Below are 20,353 nucleotides of genomic sequence, written 5' to 3'. Positions count from 1 at the left end.
ATTCTTCCCGGTCGAGCAGGGAATCGACTCGACCCGGGGCCAAGCACCGGGACGTCCCGGGGCTCGTATTGGAGGGCGCAACCTATGGGGACGCCCCCCCAAGGTCAAGCGGACCGGGCCAGCTCGACGATCCGGCCGACGACCTCGTCGATGCCCAGACCGGTGGTGTCGACCCGCACCGCGTCCTCGGCCTCCCTCAGGGGCGCGACCTCCCGGCCGCTGTCCTGGGCGTCCCGCCGCCGCTGCTCCTCCAGGACGTCCTCGAAGGTGGTGGCCTCCCCCCGGGCCTTCAGCTCCAGGTAGCGGCGCTCGGCCCGGGCCTCGGGGCTGGCGGTGAGGAAGATCTTCAGGTCGGCGTCCGGGAAGACCACGGTGCCGATGTCCCGGCCCTCCAGGACCGAGCCGGGCAGATCGGTCTCCCGGGCCAGGCGGCGCTGGAGCTCGAGCAGGCCGGCCCTCACCGCCGGGTGGGCGCTGACCGTCGAGGCGCCCATGGAGATCCGGGGCGTCCGGATGTCCCGGGAGACGTCCTCGCCCTCCAGGAAGACGTGGTTCGTCTCCCCCTGCAGCTCGAAGCGCAGGGCCAGGTCCGAGAGGCCCGAGGCCACCCCGGCCTCGTCCTCGAAGGCCACCCCGGCCCGATCGGCCCGCAGGGCCACCGCCCGGTAGATGGCGCCGGTGTCCACGAGGCAGTAGCCGAGGGCCTGGGCGCAGCGCCGGGCCACGGTGCTCTTGCCCGCGCCGGCGGGCCCGTCGATGGCGAGGATGAAGGTGGCCATGGGTCGTAGATCTAGCACGAACTTGAGCCCCTCCCCGCTCACGATCTAACTTCGAGGGGCTATGAGAGGGACTCTGCTCATGAGGGTGGCGGTCCTGGCGCTCCTCTTCGGCGCCGGACCCGCCAGAGGCGCGGACTCGATCCAGGAGATCGAGCTCCACTGGAAGTCCGTCGAGAAGCACCAGAAGATCGGTGATCTGGCGAACCTGAAGCTGTCCCTGGATCTGATCCACCAGGAGCTGGGCCGGCGGGTCCAGATGGGCTTCCTCTCCGAGAGCGACGCCTACACCCGGGCCACCCGGGACCGGGTCGCCCGGCTGCGCAAGTGGCTGGACCCCCAGCTGAACTTCTACGCCGAGCTGGTGACCACCGCCGACGAGCTGGCGACCGGCACCTGGAACCTGGGCCTCTTCCAGGGCGGCAAGGAGCGCTTCGAGAAGTACGCCGACCTGCTGCGCCGCCTCGACGAGGCCGAGAAGCTCTCGGCCTCCTACGTGAAGGCCTTCTCCGAGGCCGACCAGAGCCCGCCCATCAAGAAGCTGGCCAGCGCCCGGAAGAACCTCGAGGCCGAGCGCAGCCGGGCCACCGCGGCCTGGCTGCGGCAGGCCAACGAGCAGTTCGACCTCGCCGTCTCGCGCGAGGAGGCCGTCCCGCCGGCGGTCCACGTGAGCCTCCTGCAGGTGCGCGCCCTCGACCCCGAGAACGGCGAGATGATGGCCCTCATCACCCGCCTGGGGGCCTACCACCAGAAGCGCTACGAGGATCTGAGCCGCCGCAAGGCCCTCCCCCGCCTCTTCCCCGACGCGGATCAGGCCTCCCTCGCGCGCTTCAAGGACGAGCTGAAGGCGGCCTACTACCGCCGCGATCCCATGAGCTCGATCAAGCGCTTCACCTTCCCCGAGCAGCCGGCCCTCTGGATCGAGGCCAAGAGCGGGGCCGAGCGCCAGAGCCTCCCGGCCCTGCTGGGCACCCGCAGCCCCGAGGGCAAGTGCGAGCTGAAGCGGGTCTGGTACTACACCAGCCGCGAGCGCGGGCAGACGGCCTACACGCCCTTCGAGATCAGCGGCGTCGAGAAGCTCTCGCCCCTGGACTGCGCGGCGCTGGAGTAGCGGCGGCGTCCGCCGCCGCGGGCTGTGAGCTACGAGCCGTGAGCTTCGAGCTGCGCGCCCAGGCGTGACAGGTCGCTGACAAAGGCGGGATAGGAGACGGCGATCGACTCGGCGCCGCTCACCTCGCCGCCGCCGGTGGTGAGGGCGAGGACGGTGGCGGCCATGGCGAGGCGGTGGTCACCGCGGGCCTCGTAGGTCCCGGTCGGGGCCCGCTCCCGCAGGCCGGGTTCACCCTCGACGAAGAGATCGTCGCCCTCGGCGTGGGCCGCGATCCCCGCGGTGCCGAGCAGGTCGATCACCGCCTGCAGGCGGTCCGACTCCTTGTGCCGCAGCTCCCCCGCGCCCCGGAAGACGGTCGTCCCTTCCGCGTGGGCGGCGGCCACCGCCAGGATCGGGACCTCGTCGATCACCGAGGGCAGGGCCCCGGCGTGGATCTCGACGGCCGAGAGGCCGCCCGCGAAGCTCGCCCGCAGGGTGGCCACCGGCTCGCCGGCGGCGTCCGACTCGTTGCGCGCCTCGACCGGCGCCCCCATCCGCACCAGCCAGTCCAGGAAGCTCAGGCGCCCTCGGTTGGCGAGGACGCCCTCCAGGTTGAGCTCGCTGCCGGGGAGCAGGGAGGCCGCGACCAGGTGGAAGGCCGCCGAGGAGGGATCCCCCGGGACCTTCAGGTCCAGGGGCCGCAGGATCCCGGCCTGCCCCACGAGGGAGACCACGCGGCCCTCCTCGCTCTCCTCCACCGGCCAGCCCATGGAGCGGAGCATCCGCTCGGTGTGGTTCCGGGAGGCCGCCGGGGCCCGGAAGATCGTCCGTCCGGGCGCGGCGAGGCCGGCCAGGAGCACCGCCGACTTCACCTGGGCCGAGGCCACCGGGCAGGTGTGGTCCAGGGCCTGCCGGACCGGGCCGCTCACCTGAAGGGGGAGCCCGCCGCCCGGGCCGGGCTCGACCTGCACCCCCATCGCCCGCAGCGGCGCGGCGATGCGCTCCATCGGGCGCCGGGAGAGCGAGACGTCCCCGGTGAAGACGAAGGTCCCCTCCCCCTGGGCCACGGCGCCGGCGAGCAGCCGGACGCTCGTCCCGGAGTTGCCGCAGTCGAGGGGCGCGGGTCCGGGACGCAGGCCGCCGATCTCGACGCCCTCGATCCGCAGCACCCCCGGCCCGTCCTCGAGGATCTCGACGCCCATCCCCTGGAGGACCCGCCGGGTCGAGGCCACGTCCTCGCCGTCGGGCAGCCCGGCGACCGTGCTCTCGCCGGTGGCCAGCGCCGCCAGGATCAGCGCGCGGTGGGCGATGGACTTGTCCCCGGGCAGGCGCAGCTCGCCGTGCAGGGGGGCCTGCGCGGGCTCGACCTTCAGGCGCTGCGCGGGGCTGCTGCTCACAGGACCTTCTTCAGGGCGGCCAGCAGGCGCTCGTTCTCTCCGGGGAGCCCGACGGTGATCCTCGCGCTCTCGGTGAAGCCGTAGCCCGCCATCGGCCGGACGATGATCCCCTCGTGGAGGAGCGCCTCGTAGACCCCCTTCCCCTCCCGGCCGAAGTCGCAGAGGACGAAGTTGCAGACGCTGGGGGTGACGGTCACGCCCAGGCCGGGCAGGGCCGCCTCGAGGCGCGCGAGCTCGGCGCTGTTCAGCGCCCGGCTCTTGCTGGCGTGCTCGGGATCGTCGAGGGCCGCCCGGGCGGCGAGCTGGCCGAGGGCGCCGACGTTGAAGGGGTCGCGCACCCGGTTGAGGTAGGACGCCAGCTCGGCGGACATCACCCCGTAGCCGACCCGCAGGGCGGCGAGGCCGTGGATCTTGGAGAAGGTGCGCAGCACCACCACCCGGGGGTGCAGCTTTCGCAGCTGCAGGCCGTCGGGGTAGTCCTCCTTCTCGACGTACTCGGTGTAGGCCTCGTCGAGGACGACGATGACCTCCTCGGGCACCTTCTTCAGGAAGGCCTCCATCGCCGCCCGCCCGACGTAGGTGCCGGTCGGGTTGTTCGGGTTGGCGATGAAGATCATCCGGGTGGCCGGCGTGATGGCGGCGGCCATCGCGTCGAGGTCGAAGCGCCGGTCCGCGCCGAGGGGCACCCGCACGGTCTTCACGCCGTGGGCCTGGAGGGCGAGGCGATAGACGATGAAGCTGCCGTCCGAGATGATCGCCTCGTGGTCCACCGCGCCGCTGCCCGCGCGCTGGAGGAAGGTGCGGACCAGGAGGACGATCACCTCGTTCGAGCCGTTGCCCACGACCAGCTCCTCGGGGGAGACGTCCAGGTGCTCGGCCAGGCGGTTCTTGAGGTAGTAGCAGCTCCCGTCGGGGTAGAGGTGAGCGCTGCGCACGCCCTCCTGGACGGCGGCGACCGCCTTCGGCGAGGGCCCCAGGGCGTTCTCGTTCGAGGCCAGCTTCGCGACGCCCGAGATGCCCAGCTCCCGCTCGGTCTCCTCGATGGGCTTACCGGGGACGTAGGGGAAGAGGGTCTCGATGTTCTCGGAGACGAGGGCCATGGCGACCTCCTTCGGTCAGCTGATGAACTCGCCCATGCTCCGGTACTTCTCGAAGCGCGTCTCGAGGAGCTGCTCGAGGGGCAGCTCCTGGAGGGAGGTCAGGTGCTTCTTCAGCGCGTCGCCGACGGTCTTCGCGATGGCGAGGGGGTCGCGGTGGGCGCCGCCCGAGGGCTCGGGCAGCACCTCGTCGCAGATGCCGAAGCCGTCGAGGTCGCGCGCGGTCAGCTTCAGCGACTCGGCGGCCTTCTTCGCCTGCCCCGGATCCCGGTAGAGGATCGACGAGCAGGCCTCGGGGGTGATCACGCTGAAGGTGCTGTACTCGAGCATCAGGAGGCGGTCGGCCACGGCGATCGCCAGGGCGCCCCCCGAGCCGCCCTCCCCGATCACCACGCTGACGATGGGCACCTTCAGGCCCGCCATCAGCTCGAGGTTCTCGGCCACCGCCTCGGCCTGTCCCCGCTCCTCGGCGCCGATCCCGGGGTAGGCCCCGGGGGTGTCGACGAAGGTGAGGATCGGCCGGCCGAAGCGCTCGGCCAGCTGCATCACCCGGGCCGCCTTGCGGTAGCCCTCGGGCCGGGACATCCCGAAGTTGCGCACCATGTTCTCCTTGGTGGTGCGCCCCTTCTGGTGACCGATCACGCAGACCGGCTCGTTCCGGAAGAAGGCGAAGCCGGTGATCATCGAGGGATCATCGGCGAAGCGGCGGTCGCCGTGGATCTCGACGAAGTCGGTGCAGAGGTGCCCGACGTAGTCGAGGGTGAAGGGCCGCGCCGAGTGCCGGGAGAGCTGGACGATCTGCCAGCGGTCGAGATCGGCGTAGATCTCCTTCTGCAGCTTCGCCGCCTTCTTCTCGAGCTTCCGGATCTCGGACTCGAAGTCCATCGTTCCGCTCTCGGAGAGCTGACGGAGCTCCTCGATCTTCTGCTCGAGCTCCACGAGGGGCTTCTCGAACTCCAGGGGCATGGTGCGGGCGCCGGCCATCGCAGCGGTGATTACACCGGAAGCCGGCCCGTGGCCACCCGGGTCTACGACGCAGTGCGGCTAGAACGCCTCGCGCTTGGCGAGGATCGCGGCCCCGAGCGCCGGCGCGCCGACCGGCAGCCGGATGGGCGTCTGCTCGAAGAAGCGGAAGGTGGCGGCCGCGACCTCCTGCGCCCCGCAGGGCCGCCCGTAGAGGTAGACGGCGTCGATCTGGCTGCGGACCACGCCGGCGGCGCGCAGCGCCGACTCGCTGATCTTCAGGGTGCGCCGCACCAGATCGCCGCTCAGATCGATCAGCTCCGGCCGGCCGAGCTGGTCGACCAGATCGATCGGCTGCCCGTTGGCGTCCGCCAGGAGGTAGGGCACCGAGACCGCGGTCTGCTCGGCCGCGTCGAGGGCCAACTTGGCGCCCTCGGCGGCGTCGAGGATCCGCTGCAGGCCCACCGGATCCTCGAGGGCGGGGATCCCCCGGGACTGGAGGAAGCGGTGATAGAGGTGGCGGGCGATCTCCCGGTCGAAGAGCTGGCCGCCCAGATCCTCACCGGTGGAGGCGACGATCTCGTAGTGCCCCCCGCTGGTGCGCTCGAGCACCGTGGCCGTGAAGGCGCCCCCGCCCAGCCCGTAGAGGAAGACCAGGCGGGTGTCCCGGCCCCGGCCGGCGCACTCGACCAGCGCCGTGACCGCGGCGGACTCGTCGACCACCCGGGTGTCCTTGAAGCCCGCCGTCCGGGCCGAGAGGGCGAAGGCGTCGCGCTGGCTCTGGGTGAAGTAGTCGGGCACCGGCATGATCGCGGCGTCGAGCTTCTGCCCGAGGGTGTTCTGCACCTGGTCCTTCGTCTCGTGGAGCACCATCGCGGCGATCTCGACCAGGCCCACCACGCTGCCGCCCACCCGGGCGCTCACCTTCCCCCCGGCGTCCAGGATCTCGTAGGGCACGGCCTGCTGCGCCTGCCGGAAGGCGGTGGAGGTGTGGTCCCGCCCCAGGAAGGTCTTCAGGCCCACGACCGTGTCGGCCGGCCGGGAGATGAGCTGGGCCCGGGCCTCTCGCCCCACCAGCCAGCGGCCCTGCGGATCCACGGCCACCGCGGTGGGGATCGAGGTCGCCCGGTTGCGGACCGGCACCAGCCGGCTCCGCTCCTTCCAGACGACGGCGGCGGAGGTGTTGGTGGTTCCGAGGTCGAGGGCAACGCGCGTCGTCACGCGGCGACTCTAGCATCGCTCGGGGGCCGACCCAACGAACCAGGCCTCGAGCTCGGGCGCCAGCCTCCCGGCGAGGGCCTCGAGCCCCGCGGCGTCGGGGGGCTCGGGCGCGAGCCACTCCACCCCCGGCTCGCCCTGGAGCCAGGTCAGCTGGCGCTTGGCGTAGGCCCAGGTCCGGGAGGTGGTCCGGTCGACCAGCTCGCCCCCGGCCAGCCTCCCCTCGAGGTGATCGACGAGCTGGGCGTAGCCGAGCACCCTGCGGAGCCGCGCCCCGTGGCCCGCCGCCAGCAGGCGCTCCACCTCCGCCTTCCAGCCCGCCGCCAGCATCTCCTCCACCCGCCGGCGGATCCGCGCCCGGTGCAGCTCCCGGGGCAGGCGCAACGCCAGGTAGCGGTGGCGGTAGCGGAAGTCCCGGAAGCCGTGCCGGGCCTGGTGGCGGGAGATCGGCTCGCCGCTCGAGGCCGCCACCTCCAGGGCCCGGATGATCCGGACGTGATCGTTGGGGTGGAGGCGCGCCGCGGTCTCGGGATCCTGGGACAAGAGGCGGCGGTGGAGGGCCGGCGAGCCCTCGCGCTCGAGGGTCGCCTCCAGCTCGGCGCGCAGGGCCTCGTCCCGCGGCGGCGCCGGCGCCAGGCCCCGCAGGAGCGCCCGCACCCACAGGCCGGTCCCCCCCACGACCAGCGTCCGGCCGCCGCGGGCGGCGATCCCCTCGATGGCCTCGTCGGCCAGGGCCACGAAGTCGGCGGCGGTGAGCTGGGTGTCGGGCTCGACCAGATCGATGCCGTGGTGGGGCACCCTCGCCTGCTCCTCGGCGCTGGGCTTGGCGGTGCCGATGTCCATGCCCCGGTAGACCTGCTGGGAGTCGACCGAGAGCAGCTCCGCGCCGAGGCGCTCCGCCAGGAGGAGGGCCAGCGAGGACTTGCCGCTCGCCGTCGGTCCGGCCAGGACGACGATCGGGGACCGGGGCTCTCGCGCGGCGGACACGGGGGCGGCCCTAGCGGCGATCGAAGCGCCGCTCCAGCTCCGGGTGCGAGAGGGTGAAGGCCACGGGGCGGCCGTGGGGGCAGTTGGCGCCCCGGGGCACCCGGTCCATCTGCACCACCAGGGCCTCCATCTCCTCGCGGCTCATGGGATCGCCGGCGCGCACCACCGAGTGGCAGGCCACCGTCGCCAGGAGGCGGTCCAACGCCCGCTCGATGGCGAGGGCCGCGCCGGCCTCGCCCCCCTCCCCCAGCTCGTCGAGGAAGTCGCGCAGCACCTCGTCGATCCGCCGGTCGGCCAGGGCCGCCGGGACGGCCCGCACCGCCAGGGTCTCCTCGCCCAGGGACGAGGCGTCGAAGCCGGCCTCCTCCAGGGCGCCGAGGTGCGGCTCGAGGCGCGCCATCTCGCCGACCCCCAGCTCGAGGGTCCGGGGCACGAGCAGGCGCTGCACGGCCACGCTGCCCTCCTTCCAGCGCTGCCGCAGGCGCTCGAACTCCAGGCGCTCGTGGGCGGCGTGCTGGTCGATCACCACCAGGCCCTCGGGGCCCTCGCAGACGATGTAGCTGCGGGCGACCTGCCCCACGACCCGCAGGTTGTCGAAGAAGCCCTCGGCGGCGGAGCTCCCCGGCGGCAGGGGCGCGGCCTCCTCCCCGGCGCCGGCGCCCGGGCGAGGTTCGAAGAGGGGCGCGCCGCCCTCCCGGGCCGCGGCCGGGCGGCCGCTGCCGAAGCGCTCGAGGGCCGCGAGGACCCGGGCCCGGTGCTCCTCGTAGGCCTGGCCGGCGCCGGCGGGGGTCCCGGCCCGGGCCTCCGCCCCCAGGGCGTAGCTGCGGGTCGCGCCGCCGGCCCAGGGCGCGGCGGCCACGGCGGGGCCGAGCACCCGCAGGATGGCGTCGTAGACCCGCCGGCCCTCCGAGAAGCGCACCTCCAGCTTCTGGGGGTGGACGTTCACGTCGACGGCCTCGGGCGGGATCTCCAGGAAGACCACCGCCACCGGGGAGCGGCCGCGATCGACCAGGCTGGCGAAGGCTCGCCCGATGGCGTGGCCCACCTGCCGATCCCGCACCCAGCGGCCGTTCACGAAGAGGTGGATCCCCTGGCCGGCGCTGCGCCGGGTGAGGGAGGGGGCGCCGAAGTGGCCCCGCACCCGGATGTCGTGGTGCTCCCCCGCGAAGGGGAAGAGCTGACCCCGGGCGTCCTTGCCCAGCACCGCCAGCAGCCGCTCCAGGGGGTCGGCGCCGGGGGGCGTCGCCAGGAGCACCCTTCCCTCGTGGCGCAGGGTGAAGCCCACCTCGGGGTGGGCCAGGGCCAGGCGCCCCACGGTCTCGCTGACGTGGCCGAGCTCGGTGGAGGGGCGCCGCAGGAACTTCCGCCGGGCCGGGACGCTGACGAAGAGCTCCTCGACGTCGATGCGGGTCCCCGGGGCCGCGGCGGCGGCCTCGTGGCGCTTCAGCTCGCCCCCCTCGACCTCGACCCGCACCCCCTCGACCGCGCCCTCGAGGCGGCTGACGAGCTTGAAGCGGGAGACCGCCGCGATGCTCGGCAGGGCCTCGCCCCGGAAGCCCAGGGTCTTCAGGGCGAAGAGCCCCTCCGCGTCCCGGATCTTCGAGGTCGCGTGGCGGTCGAGACAGGCCCGGGCGTCCTCGAAGCCCATCCCGCAGCCGTCGTCGATCACCGTGATCCGCTCGGTGCCCCCCGCCTCGAGGACGACCTCGATCTCGGTGGCCCCCGCGTCCAGGCTGTTCTCGATCAGCTCCTTGACCACCGAGGCCGGCCGCTCGACCACCTCGCCGGCGGCGATGGTGTTGACGACCTCGTCGGGGAGGCGCTTCACGCGCCCGTCGCTGGCTCGCTGCTCTTTCACGGCGTTGCAAGGTACGCTCCCGGTGCGCGGAGCGGCAAGCGGGTTTGACCGGCGGCAGCCCTTGTTCTATTTCCCCGGGCTGGGAGAGGGAGGACTCCTTCGCGATGAGCCCAGAGACCGGAAATGGCAGCACCGCCGGTTCTTCGGCGAGCGAGCTGGTGCGCCCCGAGCGCAGCCGGGTGGCGGTGATCGGCGCCGCTGGCTTCTTCGGCCGCGCCCTCCTCGAGCGCCTGGTGGGCAGCGAGCGCTGTGAGCTGATCCTCGCGATCGATCACCGCGCACCGCACATCCACGACGAGAAGATCCTCTACCGCGCCGTCGACCTCACCCGCCCGAGCGCGGGCTCCGAGCTGCTGATCCACCTGCAGAACCACGCCATCGACACCGTGGTGCACCTCGCCCTCCTCTCCTCCCCGAGCCACCACTCGGCCTGGGCCCACGAGGTCGAGGCGATCGGGACGGTGCACGTGCTCAACGCCTGCGCCGAGCACCGGGTCCGCAAGTTCGTCCTGCTCTCCTCGACCCTGGTCTACGGCCCCCACTCCAAGAACCCGAACTACCTCTCCGAGGACGCGCCCCTGCGAGGCCTGCAGGGATCGCGCTACGTGGGCGATCGGATCGAGAACGAGCGGCAGCTCCAGCGCTTCAAGCAGGAGCACCCGGACACCGTCTGCACCTCCCTCCGCTTCGCGCCGGTGGTCGGCCCCACCGTGCGCAACTGGATCACCCGCTACCTCACCTTCCCCACCCCCCTGACGGTCCTCGGCTTCGATCCGCTGATCCAGCTGGTGCACGAGACCGACGTGACCGACGCCCTCGCGCTGGCGGTCCACCGGGATCACGACGGCGCCTTCAACCTCTCGGGGGACGGAGTGCTTCCCCTCTCGGCGGCCCTCAAGGCCTGCGGCCGGGTGGGCATGCCCCTGCCCGGTCCCCTGGCCCGGGGCTGGGTGAGGACCCTCTGGCTGGCCCAGCTGGTCAGCACGCCGCCGACCTTCGTGAACCTCTTGAAGTACGTCTGTGTCGCCGACGGCCGGCGCGCCCGGGAGGAGATGGGCTTCCGGCCCCGCTACTCCACCCGCGACGCCCTGATCGCCTTCGCCGGCGGACGGAAGCTCGGCGATCTGGTCCGGGCCGAGTCCTGAAGGAGCACTGGAAGTAGCCATGGCGAAGCGCAACAGCGTCCTGGGCAACGATCCCTTCCGCAGGGGGGCGGCGGCGCGTCCGGTGGAGGTCGCGCCGGAGGTGGAGCTTCCGGTGGAGGCGGTCGAGCCCGAGCTCGAGCTCGAGGCCGAGATCGAGCCGGCGATCGCGCACGATGAGTTCGGGGTGCCCGGGTACGAGCGGGGAGAGGCCGCGGAGGCGGAGGCCGAGGCGGAGGCCGAGGCGGAAGCCGAGGTCGGGGTCGAGCGGGATCCGGGAGAACCCGTGCACGTGGACGTGGACGTGGACGTGGACGAGGCGAAGCGGCCTTCGTTCTCGACCGCGAATGATCCGAGGACCCAGCGGCAGACGGAGGACTTCACGGACGTCAGCGACTGGGGCGAGGCCCTGGACCGGCTCACGGCCGCGATCCGGGCCGCGGGCGCGGGCGTGGCGGCCCTGGAGATGGGCGAGGAGATCGTCCGCACCGTGGGGACGGTCGAGCGCTCGGTGAGGGCGCTGGTGGGGCCCTCCCTCACCGCCGATCTGCAGGCGGCCATCACCGACCTCTCGGAGGTGGGGCGGCGGGTGGTGAACACCTCCCGGCGCCGGACGGGTTCCCGCGCCGAGGTGGCCCCGCAGACCGACTTCGATCCCTTCGGGATGGATCCCGCGCTGGCCGAGAGCCTGGCCGGGCCCCTCGAGACCCTCTACCGGCGGTACTTCCGGGTGGAGCTCGAGGGGATGGAGAACGTGCCGGCCACGGGGCGCTGCCTCCTGGTGGCCAACCACTCCGGCGCGGTGCCCTGGGACAGCCTGATCCTCGCGACCGCGCTGCGCCTCGAGCACCCCGAGGCCCGCCCCTTCCGGCCCCTGCTGGAGGACTTCGTCTTCCACTTCCCCTTCGTGGGCACCTTCCTCAACCGCTTCGGCGGCGTGCGGGCCTGCCCCGAGAACGCCGAGCGGCTGCTCGAGACCGGCGCGGTGGTCGGGGTCTTCCCCGAGGGCCTGCGGGGCCTGGGCAAGCTCTACCGCCGCCGCTTCCAGCTCGAGCGCTTCGGCCGCGGCGGCTTCGTCAAGCTGGCCCTGCGCACGAACACCCCGCTGATCCCGGTGGCGATCGTCGGCGCCGACGACGCCCACCCCATCCTGTGCAAGACCACCGCCGTCGCGCGGCCCTTCGGCCTGCCCTTCGTGCCGGTGACCCCGACCTTCCCGCTGCTGGGCCCCCTCGGGCTCGTGCCCCTGCCGAGCAAGTGGAAGATCAAGATCGGCGAGCCCCTCGAGCTGGACGGCGCGACCCCCGAGGACGCGAAGAGCCGGCTCAAGGTGAACCACCTCGCCGAGGGCGTCCGGGACCGGATCCAGCTGATGATCGACGAGCTGAACGAGGGCCGGGGCAACCCCTACTTCTGATTTCGGCTGCGAGCTTTGATCTGTGAGCTTGGAGCTGTGAGCTTGGATCACCGGGTCACCGGAGCTGATCCCTCGAGCCAAGGGCTCAAAGCTCAAAGCTCGTAGCCCGAAACGAGAAAGGGCGCCCCCCCGAAGGAGAGCGCCCTGAAACTCGTCGAGCGTCCGGCCTAGATCAAGGCACGGTCACGTCGATGGTGCTGAAGCTCTGCACCGTCTCGACGAGGCCGTCGAGGTTGGTGCCGTTCCAGCCGAAGAGGTCGCTGGCGCTCACGCCGCCGCTGCCGACGGCCTGGGCGTCGAGGTTCGCGCCCGCGATGGCCCGGTCCTCACAGGCGCCGGCGCCGCAGGTGTAGCCGGCCGGATCGACCAGCGTCATGGCGGTGGTGCCGTCGTGGTAGATGATCCAGGTCCGGTCGTCGGTGCCGTCCACCGCCAGGCGGTAGAAGTCGGCGCCGGTGACGGAGGCCGGGGTGTAGGCGCGGGTGCCGGCATCGTAGGTGGCCGAGTCGGCGAAGGTCAGGAAGCTCGAGCCCAGCGAGATGTTCTCCTCCCAGCTGAGGCCGTCGAAGAAGTGCACGGCGCCGGAGAGGGCCTGGGTGCCGCCGCCGGTGGTGCCCATGCTGTCGAAGCCCAGGGAGAGGGCCACCAGGACGTAGCGGCTGCCCTCGATGCCACCGTGCTGCGGGGCCATCCGGATGATGGCCTTGCCCGGGGTCGCGTCGTCGCCCTCGTCGTTGACGATGCCGTTGGGGGTCTGGGTGGTGGCGTCGGCCACGTCGAGGCCGGCGGTGATGCCCAGGGGCACGAGGCCCTGGCCGTCGACCAGCACGCCCGCGAGGATCACGGTGCCGTCGAGGTAGGTGCCGTCGGGGAGCTGCGGCAGGTTCGGGATCGAGACCTCACCCTTGAGCGCGAGCTTGGTGTCGAGGTTCACGTCCTGCTGCGGGAACTGCCCGAAGTCCGGGACCATGATCGGGTTGCCGTCCGGATCGGTGCCGGCGACGCGGTCGTACTCGGAGATGGCCACGCCCGGCTCGACGGCGGAGTTGAAGCCGTTGAAGAGCGGGAGCAGCGCGCCGAGGAGCTGGCCGATGGGCAGGTCGGAGGTGCCGCCGCCGACGACCGGGCCGAGCACGTTGGTCACGTCCTGGATGGGCAGGTTGCCGCCGAGGGCCCAGGCGGTGCGGGTGCCGGGGTGACCCAGGGGCTTGTAGTCGGCCTTGAAGAACTCGGAGCCCACGCCCAGCACGAGGCCGGAGGGGAGCGGGAGGGTGTCGTCGAGGAGGCTGCCGAAGACCACGTGGGTCGGGATCATCTCGCCGATGAGCACCTCGAGGTCGAGGTCGATGAAGTTGCCGGGCAGGGAGACGCCGGCCAGCATGACGTGGACGTCGTCGCCGCTGATGGCCATGAAGTCCTGGACGGTCATCTCACCCTGGTAGCCGCCGGCCTTGGAGCCGTTGGCGTTGCGGGGCAGGTAGACGGCGACGTCCTTGTCGCTGATGCTCATGGCCGAGATGTAGGCGTAGCCGTTCGGCGCCATGGCGGAGGTCGCGTCCACCTCGGTGAAGACGTGGACGTTGATGCTGGCGGCGGTGATGCCCGAGAGGGTCACCGAGCCGTCGGTGGCGGTGGCGCCCTGGCCGACCTCGGTGCCGTTGGACGCATCCTCGACCACGACCACGGCGCCCTCCACCGGGGTGCGGGAGAGCTCGTCGAAGACGGCGACCTGCACCTCGTCGGCGCCGGCGGTCACGTAGTTGTTCACGGCCACGGTGCAGGTGCCCGTGCCGCCGCTGCCGGTGATGGTGGCGGTGATCTGGGCGGTGCCGGCGGAGGCGCCGCCGGTGACCACGCCCGCCGCGCTCACGTCGGCGATGGCGGTGTCACCCGAGGCGTAGCTCCAGGTGCCGTCGGAGACCACGAACTCGCCGCCCTTGGTGGCGTAGCCGTAGAGCTGCACGGTGGCGCCGGTCTGGGTGAAGATCGGGTTCGGGGCGAGCACGCAGCCGTCGGGCGCGGCCTCGCCGGCCTCGCAGGAGCCGCCGACGCAGAGGCCGGTGCCGCCGCAGTCGGCGTCGTTGGAGCAGGAAGGCAGGGTGCAGGTGCCCAGGTCGCAGACGCAGTCGCCGGCGGCGCAGGCCACGGGCTCGAAGTCGGCGCCGGCGCAGTCGGAGGCGACGTTGCAGAGGAACTCGCAGGCGTCGTTCTCCCCGCAGACCGCGGTGTAGGTGCTCGTGGTCAGGTGCGAGCAGTCGCGGTTCCGGGTGCAGCAGTTCTCTTCGCCGAGATTGCACACGGTGCTGCCGTCCGGGGTTCCCCCATCCGGATCGCCGGGCTCACCCGGGCAGGCGGTCAGCAGCAGCCCGAAGGCCATCACCGGAATGAGAGCAAGAGTCTGAAGCCTACGCATCGTCCCTCCTCTTCCGGCCCTGCGTTGTGAGACCGGAGTTTCGATCCAGAATTGAATACCTTGCGCGGTGATCACCGCGACGAAGTGGCGCATTGTTCCCACGCTGAAAATGCGGGTGTCAAGCGGCCTCCGGTGACGTAAGCTCCCGGTTTCCGACGCACCGCGCCATGACCCCCTTCGATCGCAGATGAGCTCCCGACGCAAGACCAACCGGCCCGACCGGATCCGCCAGAACGTCGCGGCCGGTGAGGCCCTCGGCAGCCTGGCCCGCAGCCTGGGCGGCACCCCGCTGGGCCTGGGCCTCGCCTGGGCCCAGGTGGCCGACGCCCGCCTGCGTCAGCGGGCCCGCCCCCTGCGCCTGGAGGGCAAGACGCTGGTCCTGCGGGTGGAGGCCGAGTCCTGGGCCGCCGAGATCCGCCGCCACGAGGAGGCGATCCTCGAGCGGCTGGCCGGGGTGCTCGGCGAGGGCAAGGTGAGGTCCCTGGAGCTCCGGGTGATCCCCGGACCCGTGGACGGCCCTTGACCAGATCGCCCTCTCCCGAGCAAAGTGCGCCAACTTTGCACGACTTCCACTGCCAAGGAGTGGTCATGAAGCTCGCCCGGCTCTTCTCCCTCGCCCTGCTCTCCGGTCTCCTCCTCCTGCCCGCCTGTGACGGTGGCGGCGGGGGCACCGACGGCGGCGGCGGCACCCCCGACGGCGGCGACGAATGCACCGCCGGCGCCGAGACCAGCTGCACCGAGCACTTCCACTGCAAGGCCCGCTCGGTCTGCGAGGAGGATCGGGGCGGCACGATCTGCAACCTGGCCGATCGCGGCGGCGACGGGATGTGCACCTTCGAGTCCCTGGCCATCCCCGGCTCGGGCGACTTCGAGGTGCCGGACGTGAGCTGCTACGCCACCCCCGCCACCCCCGCCGGCCCGGCGATGGTGAACTTCCGGGGCTGCGTGGACGTCTTCGGCCTCGACCTCGACACCTCCGGCGGCCTCGTCGTCACCGTCTACCGGATGTCCGACGGCGCCACCGGCACCCCCCTGGGCACCGCGACCTCCGACGTCGACAGCGCCTTCACCGGCCTGAACTGCAGCAACGGCGGCGCCTTCGACCTCGGCGCCGAGGTGGTCCCGACCAACACCACCCTGATCGTGAAGGTCACCGACGCCACCGGCGAGTTCGCCGACACCTACGAGTACGGGGTCGTCCTGCGGGCCGATCGGGCCGCGGCGGATCCCGCCGGCCTGCAGGCCATCGAGGAGCCGGCCACCGTGATCGCCGTCTCGACCTATCAGGTCTTCCCCCAGACCGCGGGCATCAGCGCCGGCATCGACGGCGCCGACGATCTCACCGACGGCGTGGGCCGGGCCGCCCTGGCCGGCACCATCTCCGCCTGCAACCGGCGGGAGATGGCCAACATCATCGTCGAGATCGACGGGATGGACGCGAGCCGCATCGTGGACAGCGAGGCGGGCGTCGAGGGCCGGCTGGCCTTCACCGACGGCAACGAGAACCCCGATGTCCGCCGCAGCGCCACCAACATCGACGGCGTCTTCGCGGCCATCAACATCAAGGCCGGGACCCGGACCCTGACCCTGAAGCACACCCTGAACGGGACCGTCGAGACGTTGGCGACGTACACCGTTCCGGTGTTCCCGGACTCGGTGACTCTGTTCTCGCCGCAGGGAGCCCTTCCCTAGGGCAGAGCGAGCCGTAGGAAAAGCCGTGTACGTGGACGTGTACGTGTACGTGTACGTGCACGGCAAGTTCTCCTGGAGTCAGCGCAGGGAGCCTGCGTGATCAGGTCGTGGACGTACACGTCCACGTACACGTACACGGCCTCTCCCAGGAGCACTCAGCTCAGGGAGAGGACTGCCTCCGCGAGCCCGGTCCCCGACGGCTCGCCAGCGACCACCGGCTCGACCCCGATCGCCCGCAGCGCCGACGCGGTGGTCTCCCCGATCGCCACGGCGGTGAAGCTCTCCCAGGATGACTCCGAGAGCCCCGCCGCGACGGCCTCCACCGCCGAAGGCGAAGCGAAGCAGACCGCCTTCACTCCCCCCGAAGCGATCAGCTCACCGATCGCCTCCCCCACCTCCGGGCGAGGCAGCGTGCAGTAGGCCGCCACGACCGTGACCTCGGCCCCGGCCGCCCGGGCGGCCTCGGGAAACTCCTCCCTCCCGGCCTCGGCCCGGGGAAGCAGGATCCTCCGCCCCACCAGGCTCCCCTCGGGATAGGCGGCGGCCAGCTCGGCACCTCCACCCTCCCCCACCAGGGCGACCTCGGCGCCGGCAGCCTCGAGGGCCCGGGCGGTCGCCATTCCCACCGCGACGATCCGGGCGCTGCCGAAGGTCGGCACTCCGAGGGCCTCGGCGGCCTCGACGAAGGCGGTCACCGCCGCGGCGGAGGTGAAGACCAGATCGTCGTGCTCCGACTGCTCGGCCACGGCCCGGGAGAGGGCCCCCGGATCGGCGGGCGGGCAGAGGGCGATGGCGGGCAGGTGGTGGACCTCCAGGCCCGCGGCCTCGAGCAGGTCGCGGGCCTCCCCGGCCTTGCGGCCGGTGAGCACCACCCCCCTCCGGCTCAAGTGTCGAAGATCTCCGCCAGGATGGCGTCGGCGCCCTCCGAGAGGAGCTTCTCCGCCAGCGAGACGCCGAGGGCCTCGGCGTCGGCGCGATCGCCCCTCGCCTCTGCCCGGAGGATCTTCGAGCCGTCGAGGGTGCCGACCAGGGAGCGCATCCAGAGCCTGCCCTCCTCGATGAGGGCGTAGCCCCCGATGGGCACCTGGCAGCTGCCCTCCAGGCGGGTCAGGAAGGCCCGCTCGGCGGCGACGCAGTCGTGGGTCTCCTCGTCGTGGAGGACCGCGATCAGCTCGCGGGTGACGTCGTCGTCGAGGCGGGCCTCGAGGCCGAGGGCGGCCTGGCCGATGGCCGGCAGCATGGTCTCCGGCGCGATGCGCTCGGTGATCTTGTCGCCCTCCTCCAGGCGGTCGAGGCCGGCGCAGGCGAGGATCACGCAGGCGAGATCGTCGGCCTCGAGCTTCGAGAGGCGGGTGCCGACGTTGCCGCGCACCGGGACGATCACCAGGTCCGGGCGCTCCGAGAGGAGCTGCACCGAGCGGCGCAGGCTGCTGGTGCCCACCCGGGCCCCTTCGGGCAGGGAGGCGACGGTGGGGGTGGCGGCCGGGTCCCGGGCCACGAAGGCGTCCCGGGGATCGGCGCGCAGCGAGGTCGCCACCAGGCCCAGCCCCTCGGGCAGGACCGTGGGCACGTCCTTCATCGAGTGCACGGCCAGATCGATCTCGCCGTTGAGGAGCTGATCCTCGATCTCCTTCACGAAGAGGGCCTTGCCGCCGACCTTGGCCAGGGGCACGTCGAGGATCTTGTCGCCCTTGGTGACGACCTTCACCAGCTCGACCCGCAGATCGGCGTGGGTGGCCTCCAGGACGGCCTTGACGTGCTCGGCCTGCCAGAGCGCGAGGGGGCTCTTGCGGGTTCCAATCTTCAGGGTGCGGCTCATTCCTCTCCTCGATCGTTCCCCGTCGGCCGCAGGGGGAGCACCTTGGCGATGCCCTCCTCCTGCGCCGCCGGGCGCTCGTCCCCCGCGGGGGGGCTCGGTGGCAGGATGCGTGATGGTTTCTTCTCGGTGACCTTCGCCTCGGCGGCCTCGGCCTGGAGGGCGGCGAGGCGCTCCTCCCGGCGGCGGGCCTTCTCCTCGGTGATCTCGTCGTTGATCTTCTGGACGTCCAGCCCGAAGAGCTTCACCAGGGTCGCGGCGAGCTGCTCTCCGTCGTCGGTGGAGGCGCTGGAGCGCAGGAGCACCGTCGGCTGGTGGAGCACCTGCTTCACCACCGCGTGGGCCAGCGCCTCGATGCGCGCGCGCCCCTCGTCCGAGAGCTCCTCGCGCTCGAGGTAGGCCAGGGTCTTCTCGGCCTGCTCCCGCGCGATCCGATCGGCGGTGTGGCGGAAGGCGGCGACCACCGGCAGCACCGCCCGGCCCCGCTCCTGCTCGAGGAAGGCGGCGACCTCCAGGCGCACCATCCGCTCGCCCCGGTTCGCCTCGTCGCTGCGCTGCCGCAGGTTGTCCTCGACGACCTTCTGCATGTCGTCGACGTCGTAGGCGTAGACGTTGGAGAGGGAGTTGACGCCGGGATCGATGTCCCGGGGCACGGCCAGGTCGATGACGAGGATCGGGCGGTAGCGCCGGGCCTTCACCGCCCGCGCCATCTGCTCCTTGGTGACGAGGTAGCCCGGGGCCGCGGTGGAGGAGAGGACGATGTCCACCTCGCCCAGCAGGCGCTCGACCTCCGAGAGCGAGGCGGCCTCGCCGTCGAAGCGCTCGGCCAGGGCCAGGGCGTTCTCGTGGGAGCGGTTGGCGACCACCACCTCGCTGGCGCCGTTCTGCATCATGTGAGCGGCGGCCAGCTCGCACATCTCGCCAGCGCCGACCAGCAGCACCTTCCGGCCCACCAGGTCCTGGAAGATCTTGCGGGCGAGCTCCACCGCCACGAAGGACATGGAGACCGCCGACTCGCCGATGCCGGTCTCGCTGCGCACCTTCTTGGCGCACTGGAAGGCCCGGCTGAAGATCCGCTCCAGGCGCGGGCCGGCCGCGCGGTGGAGCTGGGCCTCGGAGAAGGACTTCTTCACCTGCCCGAGGATCTGCGGCTCGCCCACGACCATGGAGTCGAGGGAGGAGGCGACCCGGAAGAGGTGCACCAGCGCGTCCCGGCCGGTGTGGCCGTAGAGGTGGGCCGAGAGGTCCGCCGCCGAGTGATCTCCCATCCAGTCGCTGACCTGCGCCGCGGCCTCCTCCGGGGACCCGGAGAGCCCGTAGATCTCGGTGCGGTTGCAGGTGCAGACCATCACCGCCTCGCGCACGTCCGGCAGCTTGCGCAGGGCGCCCAGGCCGAGGGCCAGGGCGTCTCCCGAGAAGGCGAGCCGCTCGCGCACCTCGATGGGCGCCGTCTTGTGCGAGAGACCGGTGACGAAGAGCTGCATGGATACGACGGGTCTAGGTGTAGCTGCCGAAGTGCCGGCCGATCTGCAGGAAGCGCAGGATCAGGAAGGAGCCCAGCATCAGACCGAAGCCGACGATGGTGATGACGGCGGTGCGCCGGCCCTGCCAGCCCACCATCCAGCGGGAGGTGATGAGCGCGGCGAAGATCACCCAGACCACCATCGCGCTGGTCTGCCGCGGCTCCCAGGAGAAGTAGCTCTTCCACTGCTGCCCGGCCCAGATGGTGCCGGTGAGGATGGCCAGGGTCAGGAGGACGAAGCCGAAGCGCACCAGGTTGTAGGAGAGGGAGTCGAGGGTCTCGAGGGAGGGCATCCGCCCGAAGATCCCGCCGAACTCCTTCCGCTTCATCTTCCGCTCCAGGAGGAGGTAGAGGACGCCGGCCGAGGCGGCAATGGCCAGGGACGCGTCGCCGAGGAAGGCCATCGAGATGTGGATGGGCAGCCAGATGCTGCGCAGGCTCTCGGGGATCGCGCCGCCGCCGGAGGGCACCAGGAGCGCGGTGATCATCATCACCGCGATCAGGGGCGTGACGAAGGCGCCGATCACCGGCCGCCGCAGGCGCCAGTTCATGAAGAGGAAGACCGCCGAGAGGGCCAGGCCGAAGGCCGAGAGGCCCTCCTGGAAGTTGGTCACCGGCGTGAGTTCGAGCTCGATCCAGCGGTCGATGATGCTCGCCAGGTGCAGGGTGATGCCGCCCCCGAGCGCCCAGATCCCCAGCCGGTCCAGCCGCAGTTTGGGGGCCAGGAGCACCCCGAGGTAGGCGAAGGCCGAGGTCACGTAGAAGACCGTGCAGAGCTTGAGCAGCAGGTGCGGCATGACGATCAGCGCAGGTTCTTAAGGAGGAAGTCGGTGAGGAGATCGGCGTCGCTCTTCCCCTCGGTCTCCTCCTCGGCGGCGGGCTCGGCGGCCTGCGCGGGCGCCGGTGCCGGCTCGACCGCCGGGGCGGCCTCGACCGCCGGGGCGGCCGGCGCGGCCGGCGCGGCC

The 20,353-nt window shown here is 72.1% G+C and carries 17 protein-coding genes; 5 read left to right on the top strand and 12 right to left on the bottom strand.

Annotated elements, in window-relative coordinates:
• Positions 1-104 precede the first annotated feature (104 nt).
• On the bottom strand, positions 105-779 hold the full coding sequence (cmk, locus tag P1V51_10005; GenBank protein MDF1563369.1) for a (d)CMP kinase: 675 nt from the start codon (positions 777-779) through the stop codon (positions 105-107).
• Between the two features lie 79 nt (positions 780-858).
• On the opposite strand from cmk, the gene P1V51_10000 reads away from it, so the two are divergent.
• Positions 859-1,887: a hypothetical protein gene (locus P1V51_10000; protein ID MDF1563368.1), complete on the top strand. Its 1,029-nt coding sequence runs from the start codon at positions 859-861 to the stop codon at positions 1,885-1,887.
• Between the two features lie 29 nt (positions 1,888-1,916).
• Here P1V51_10000 and aroA read toward each other — a convergent pair whose 3' ends face one another.
• From aroA to mutL, 6 genes are read right to left on the bottom strand one after another with little or no spacing between them, the layout of a single operon-like run.
• Positions 1,917-3,263: a 3-phosphoshikimate 1-carboxyvinyltransferase gene (gene aroA, locus P1V51_09995; protein MDF1563367.1), complete on the bottom strand. Its 1,347-nt coding sequence runs from the start codon at positions 3,261-3,263 to the stop codon at positions 1,917-1,919.
• Positions 3,260-4,363: a histidinol-phosphate transaminase gene (gene hisC / locus P1V51_09990; protein ID MDF1563366.1), complete on the bottom strand. Its 1,104-nt coding sequence runs from the start codon at positions 4,361-4,363 to the stop codon at positions 3,260-3,262. The genes aroA and hisC overlap by 4 nt, the downstream gene beginning before the upstream one ends.
• A 15-nt stretch (positions 4,364-4,378) precedes the next feature.
• On the bottom strand, positions 4,379-5,344 hold the full coding sequence (locus P1V51_09985) for an acetyl-CoA carboxylase carboxyltransferase subunit alpha (protein MDF1563365.1): 966 nt from the start codon (positions 5,342-5,344) through the stop codon (positions 4,379-4,381).
• A 60-nt stretch (positions 5,345-5,404) separates the two neighbouring features.
• Positions 5,405-6,544, bottom strand: a complete 1,140-nt coding sequence (locus P1V51_09980; GenBank protein ID MDF1563364.1) for an Hsp70 family protein — start codon at positions 6,542-6,544, stop codon at positions 5,405-5,407.
• A gap of 9 nt (positions 6,545-6,553) precedes the next feature.
• Positions 6,554-7,528: a tRNA (adenosine(37)-N6)-dimethylallyltransferase MiaA gene (miaA, locus tag P1V51_09975; protein ID MDF1563363.1), complete on the bottom strand. Its 975-nt coding sequence runs from the start codon at positions 7,526-7,528 to the stop codon at positions 6,554-6,556.
• Positions 7,529-7,538: 10 nt separating this feature from the next.
• A complete protein-coding gene (gene mutL / locus P1V51_09970) occupies positions 7,539-9,386 on the bottom strand; it encodes a DNA mismatch repair endonuclease MutL (GenBank protein ID MDF1563362.1) in 1,848 nt (615 codons plus the stop codon).
• A 104-nt stretch (positions 9,387-9,490) separates the two neighbouring features.
• Here mutL and P1V51_09965 point away from each other — a divergent pair, with 104 nt between their 5' ends.
• A complete protein-coding gene (locus P1V51_09965; protein MDF1563361.1) occupies positions 9,491-10,531 on the top strand; it encodes an NAD-dependent epimerase/dehydratase family protein in 1,041 nt (346 codons plus the stop codon).
• A 19-nt stretch (positions 10,532-10,550) separates the two neighbouring features.
• Complete coding sequence (locus tag P1V51_09960) at positions 10,551-11,945, top strand: lysophospholipid acyltransferase family protein (protein MDF1563360.1); 1,395 nt, start codon at positions 10,551-10,553, stop codon at positions 11,943-11,945.
• A gap of 172 nt (positions 11,946-12,117) precedes the next feature.
• Here P1V51_09960 and P1V51_09955 read toward each other — a convergent pair whose 3' ends face one another.
• Positions 12,118-14,358 (bottom strand): hypothetical protein, encoded by a 2,241-nt coding sequence (locus P1V51_09955; GenBank protein ID MDF1563359.1) that lies wholly within the window; start codon positions 14,356-14,358, stop codon positions 12,118-12,120.
• Positions 14,359-14,545: 187 nt separating this feature from the next.
• On the opposite strand from P1V51_09955, the gene P1V51_09950 reads away from it, so the two are divergent.
• Together P1V51_09950 and P1V51_09945 are read left to right on the top strand one after the other, a co-directional pair.
• On the top strand, positions 14,546-14,881 hold the full coding sequence (locus tag P1V51_09950) for a DciA family protein (protein MDF1563358.1): 336 nt from the start codon (positions 14,546-14,548) through the stop codon (positions 14,879-14,881).
• Positions 14,882-14,946: 65 nt separating this feature from the next.
• The gene (locus tag P1V51_09945; protein ID MDF1563357.1) at positions 14,947-16,050 is read left to right on the top strand and encodes a hypothetical protein; all 1,104 of its coding nucleotides are present in this window, start codon (positions 14,947-14,949) and stop codon (positions 16,048-16,050) included.
• A 155-nt stretch (positions 16,051-16,205) separates the two neighbouring features.
• On the opposite strand, the gene P1V51_09940 is transcribed toward P1V51_09945, so the two are convergent.
• The 4 genes from P1V51_09940 to ccsA are packed head-to-tail and all read right to left on the bottom strand — an operon-like array spanning position 16,206 to position 20,185.
• Positions 16,206-16,937, bottom strand: coding sequence for a uroporphyrinogen-III synthase (locus tag P1V51_09940; GenBank protein MDF1563356.1), 732 nt, complete (start codon positions 16,935-16,937; stop codon positions 16,206-16,208).
• Positions 16,934-17,869: a hydroxymethylbilane synthase gene (hemC, locus tag P1V51_09935; GenBank protein ID MDF1563355.1), complete on the bottom strand. Its 936-nt coding sequence runs from the start codon at positions 17,867-17,869 to the stop codon at positions 16,934-16,936. Before hemC ends, P1V51_09940 begins: the two co-directional genes overlap by 4 nt.
• Entirely contained in the window at positions 17,866-19,350 is a 1,485-nt protein-coding gene (gene hemA / locus P1V51_09930) for a glutamyl-tRNA reductase (protein MDF1563354.1), read from the bottom strand. The genes hemC and hemA overlap by 4 nt, the downstream gene beginning before the upstream one ends.
• 13 nt (positions 19,351-19,363) lie before the next feature.
• Entirely contained in the window at positions 19,364-20,185 is an 822-nt protein-coding gene (ccsA, locus tag P1V51_09925; GenBank protein ID MDF1563353.1) for a cytochrome c biogenesis protein CcsA, read from the bottom strand.
• Positions 20,186-20,353 lie beyond the last annotated feature (168 nt).

Source organism: Deltaproteobacteria bacterium, from assembly GCA_029210625.1.
In the GTDB taxonomy this organism is placed as follows: domain Bacteria; phylum Myxococcota; class Myxococcia; order SLRQ01; family SLRQ01; genus JARGFU01.
Note: the sequence above shows the minus strand (reverse complement) of the source record. Positions and strands in the feature narration are given on the sequence as shown.

Coding starts and splice junctions, on each gene's coding strand:
- cmk (MDF1563369.1), bottom strand. CDS start 779: ATGGCCACCTTCATCCTCGCCATCGACGGGCCCGCCGGCGCGGGCAAG.
- P1V51_10000 (MDF1563368.1), top strand. CDS start 859: ATGAGGGTGGCGGTCCTGGCGCTCCTCTTCGGCGCCGGACCCGCCAGA.
- hisC (MDF1563366.1), bottom strand. CDS start 4,363: ATGGCCCTCGTCTCCGAGAACATCGAGACCCTCTTCCCCTACGTCCCC.
- P1V51_09985 (MDF1563365.1), bottom strand. CDS start 5,344: ATGGCCGGCGCCCGCACCATGCCCCTGGAGTTCGAGAAGCCCCTCGTG.
- P1V51_09965 (MDF1563361.1), top strand. CDS start 9,491: ATGAGCCCAGAGACCGGAAATGGCAGCACCGCCGGTTCTTCGGCGAGC.
- P1V51_09960 (MDF1563360.1), top strand. CDS start 10,551: ATGGCGAAGCGCAACAGCGTCCTGGGCAACGATCCCTTCCGCAGGGGG.
- P1V51_09955 (MDF1563359.1), bottom strand. CDS start 14,358: ATGCGTAGGCTTCAGACTCTTGCTCTCATTCCGGTGATGGCCTTCGGG.
- P1V51_09950 (MDF1563358.1), top strand. CDS start 14,546: ATGAGCTCCCGACGCAAGACCAACCGGCCCGACCGGATCCGCCAGAAC.
- P1V51_09945 (MDF1563357.1), top strand. CDS start 14,947: ATGAAGCTCGCCCGGCTCTTCTCCCTCGCCCTGCTCTCCGGTCTCCTC.
- hemC (MDF1563355.1), bottom strand. CDS start 17,869: ATGAGCCGCACCCTGAAGATTGGAACCCGCAAGAGCCCCCTCGCGCTC.
- hemA (MDF1563354.1), bottom strand. CDS start 19,350: ATGCAGCTCTTCGTCACCGGTCTCTCGCACAAGACGGCGCCCATCGAG.
- ccsA (MDF1563353.1), bottom strand. CDS start 20,185: ATGCCGCACCTGCTGCTCAAGCTCTGCACGGTCTTCTACGTGACCTCG.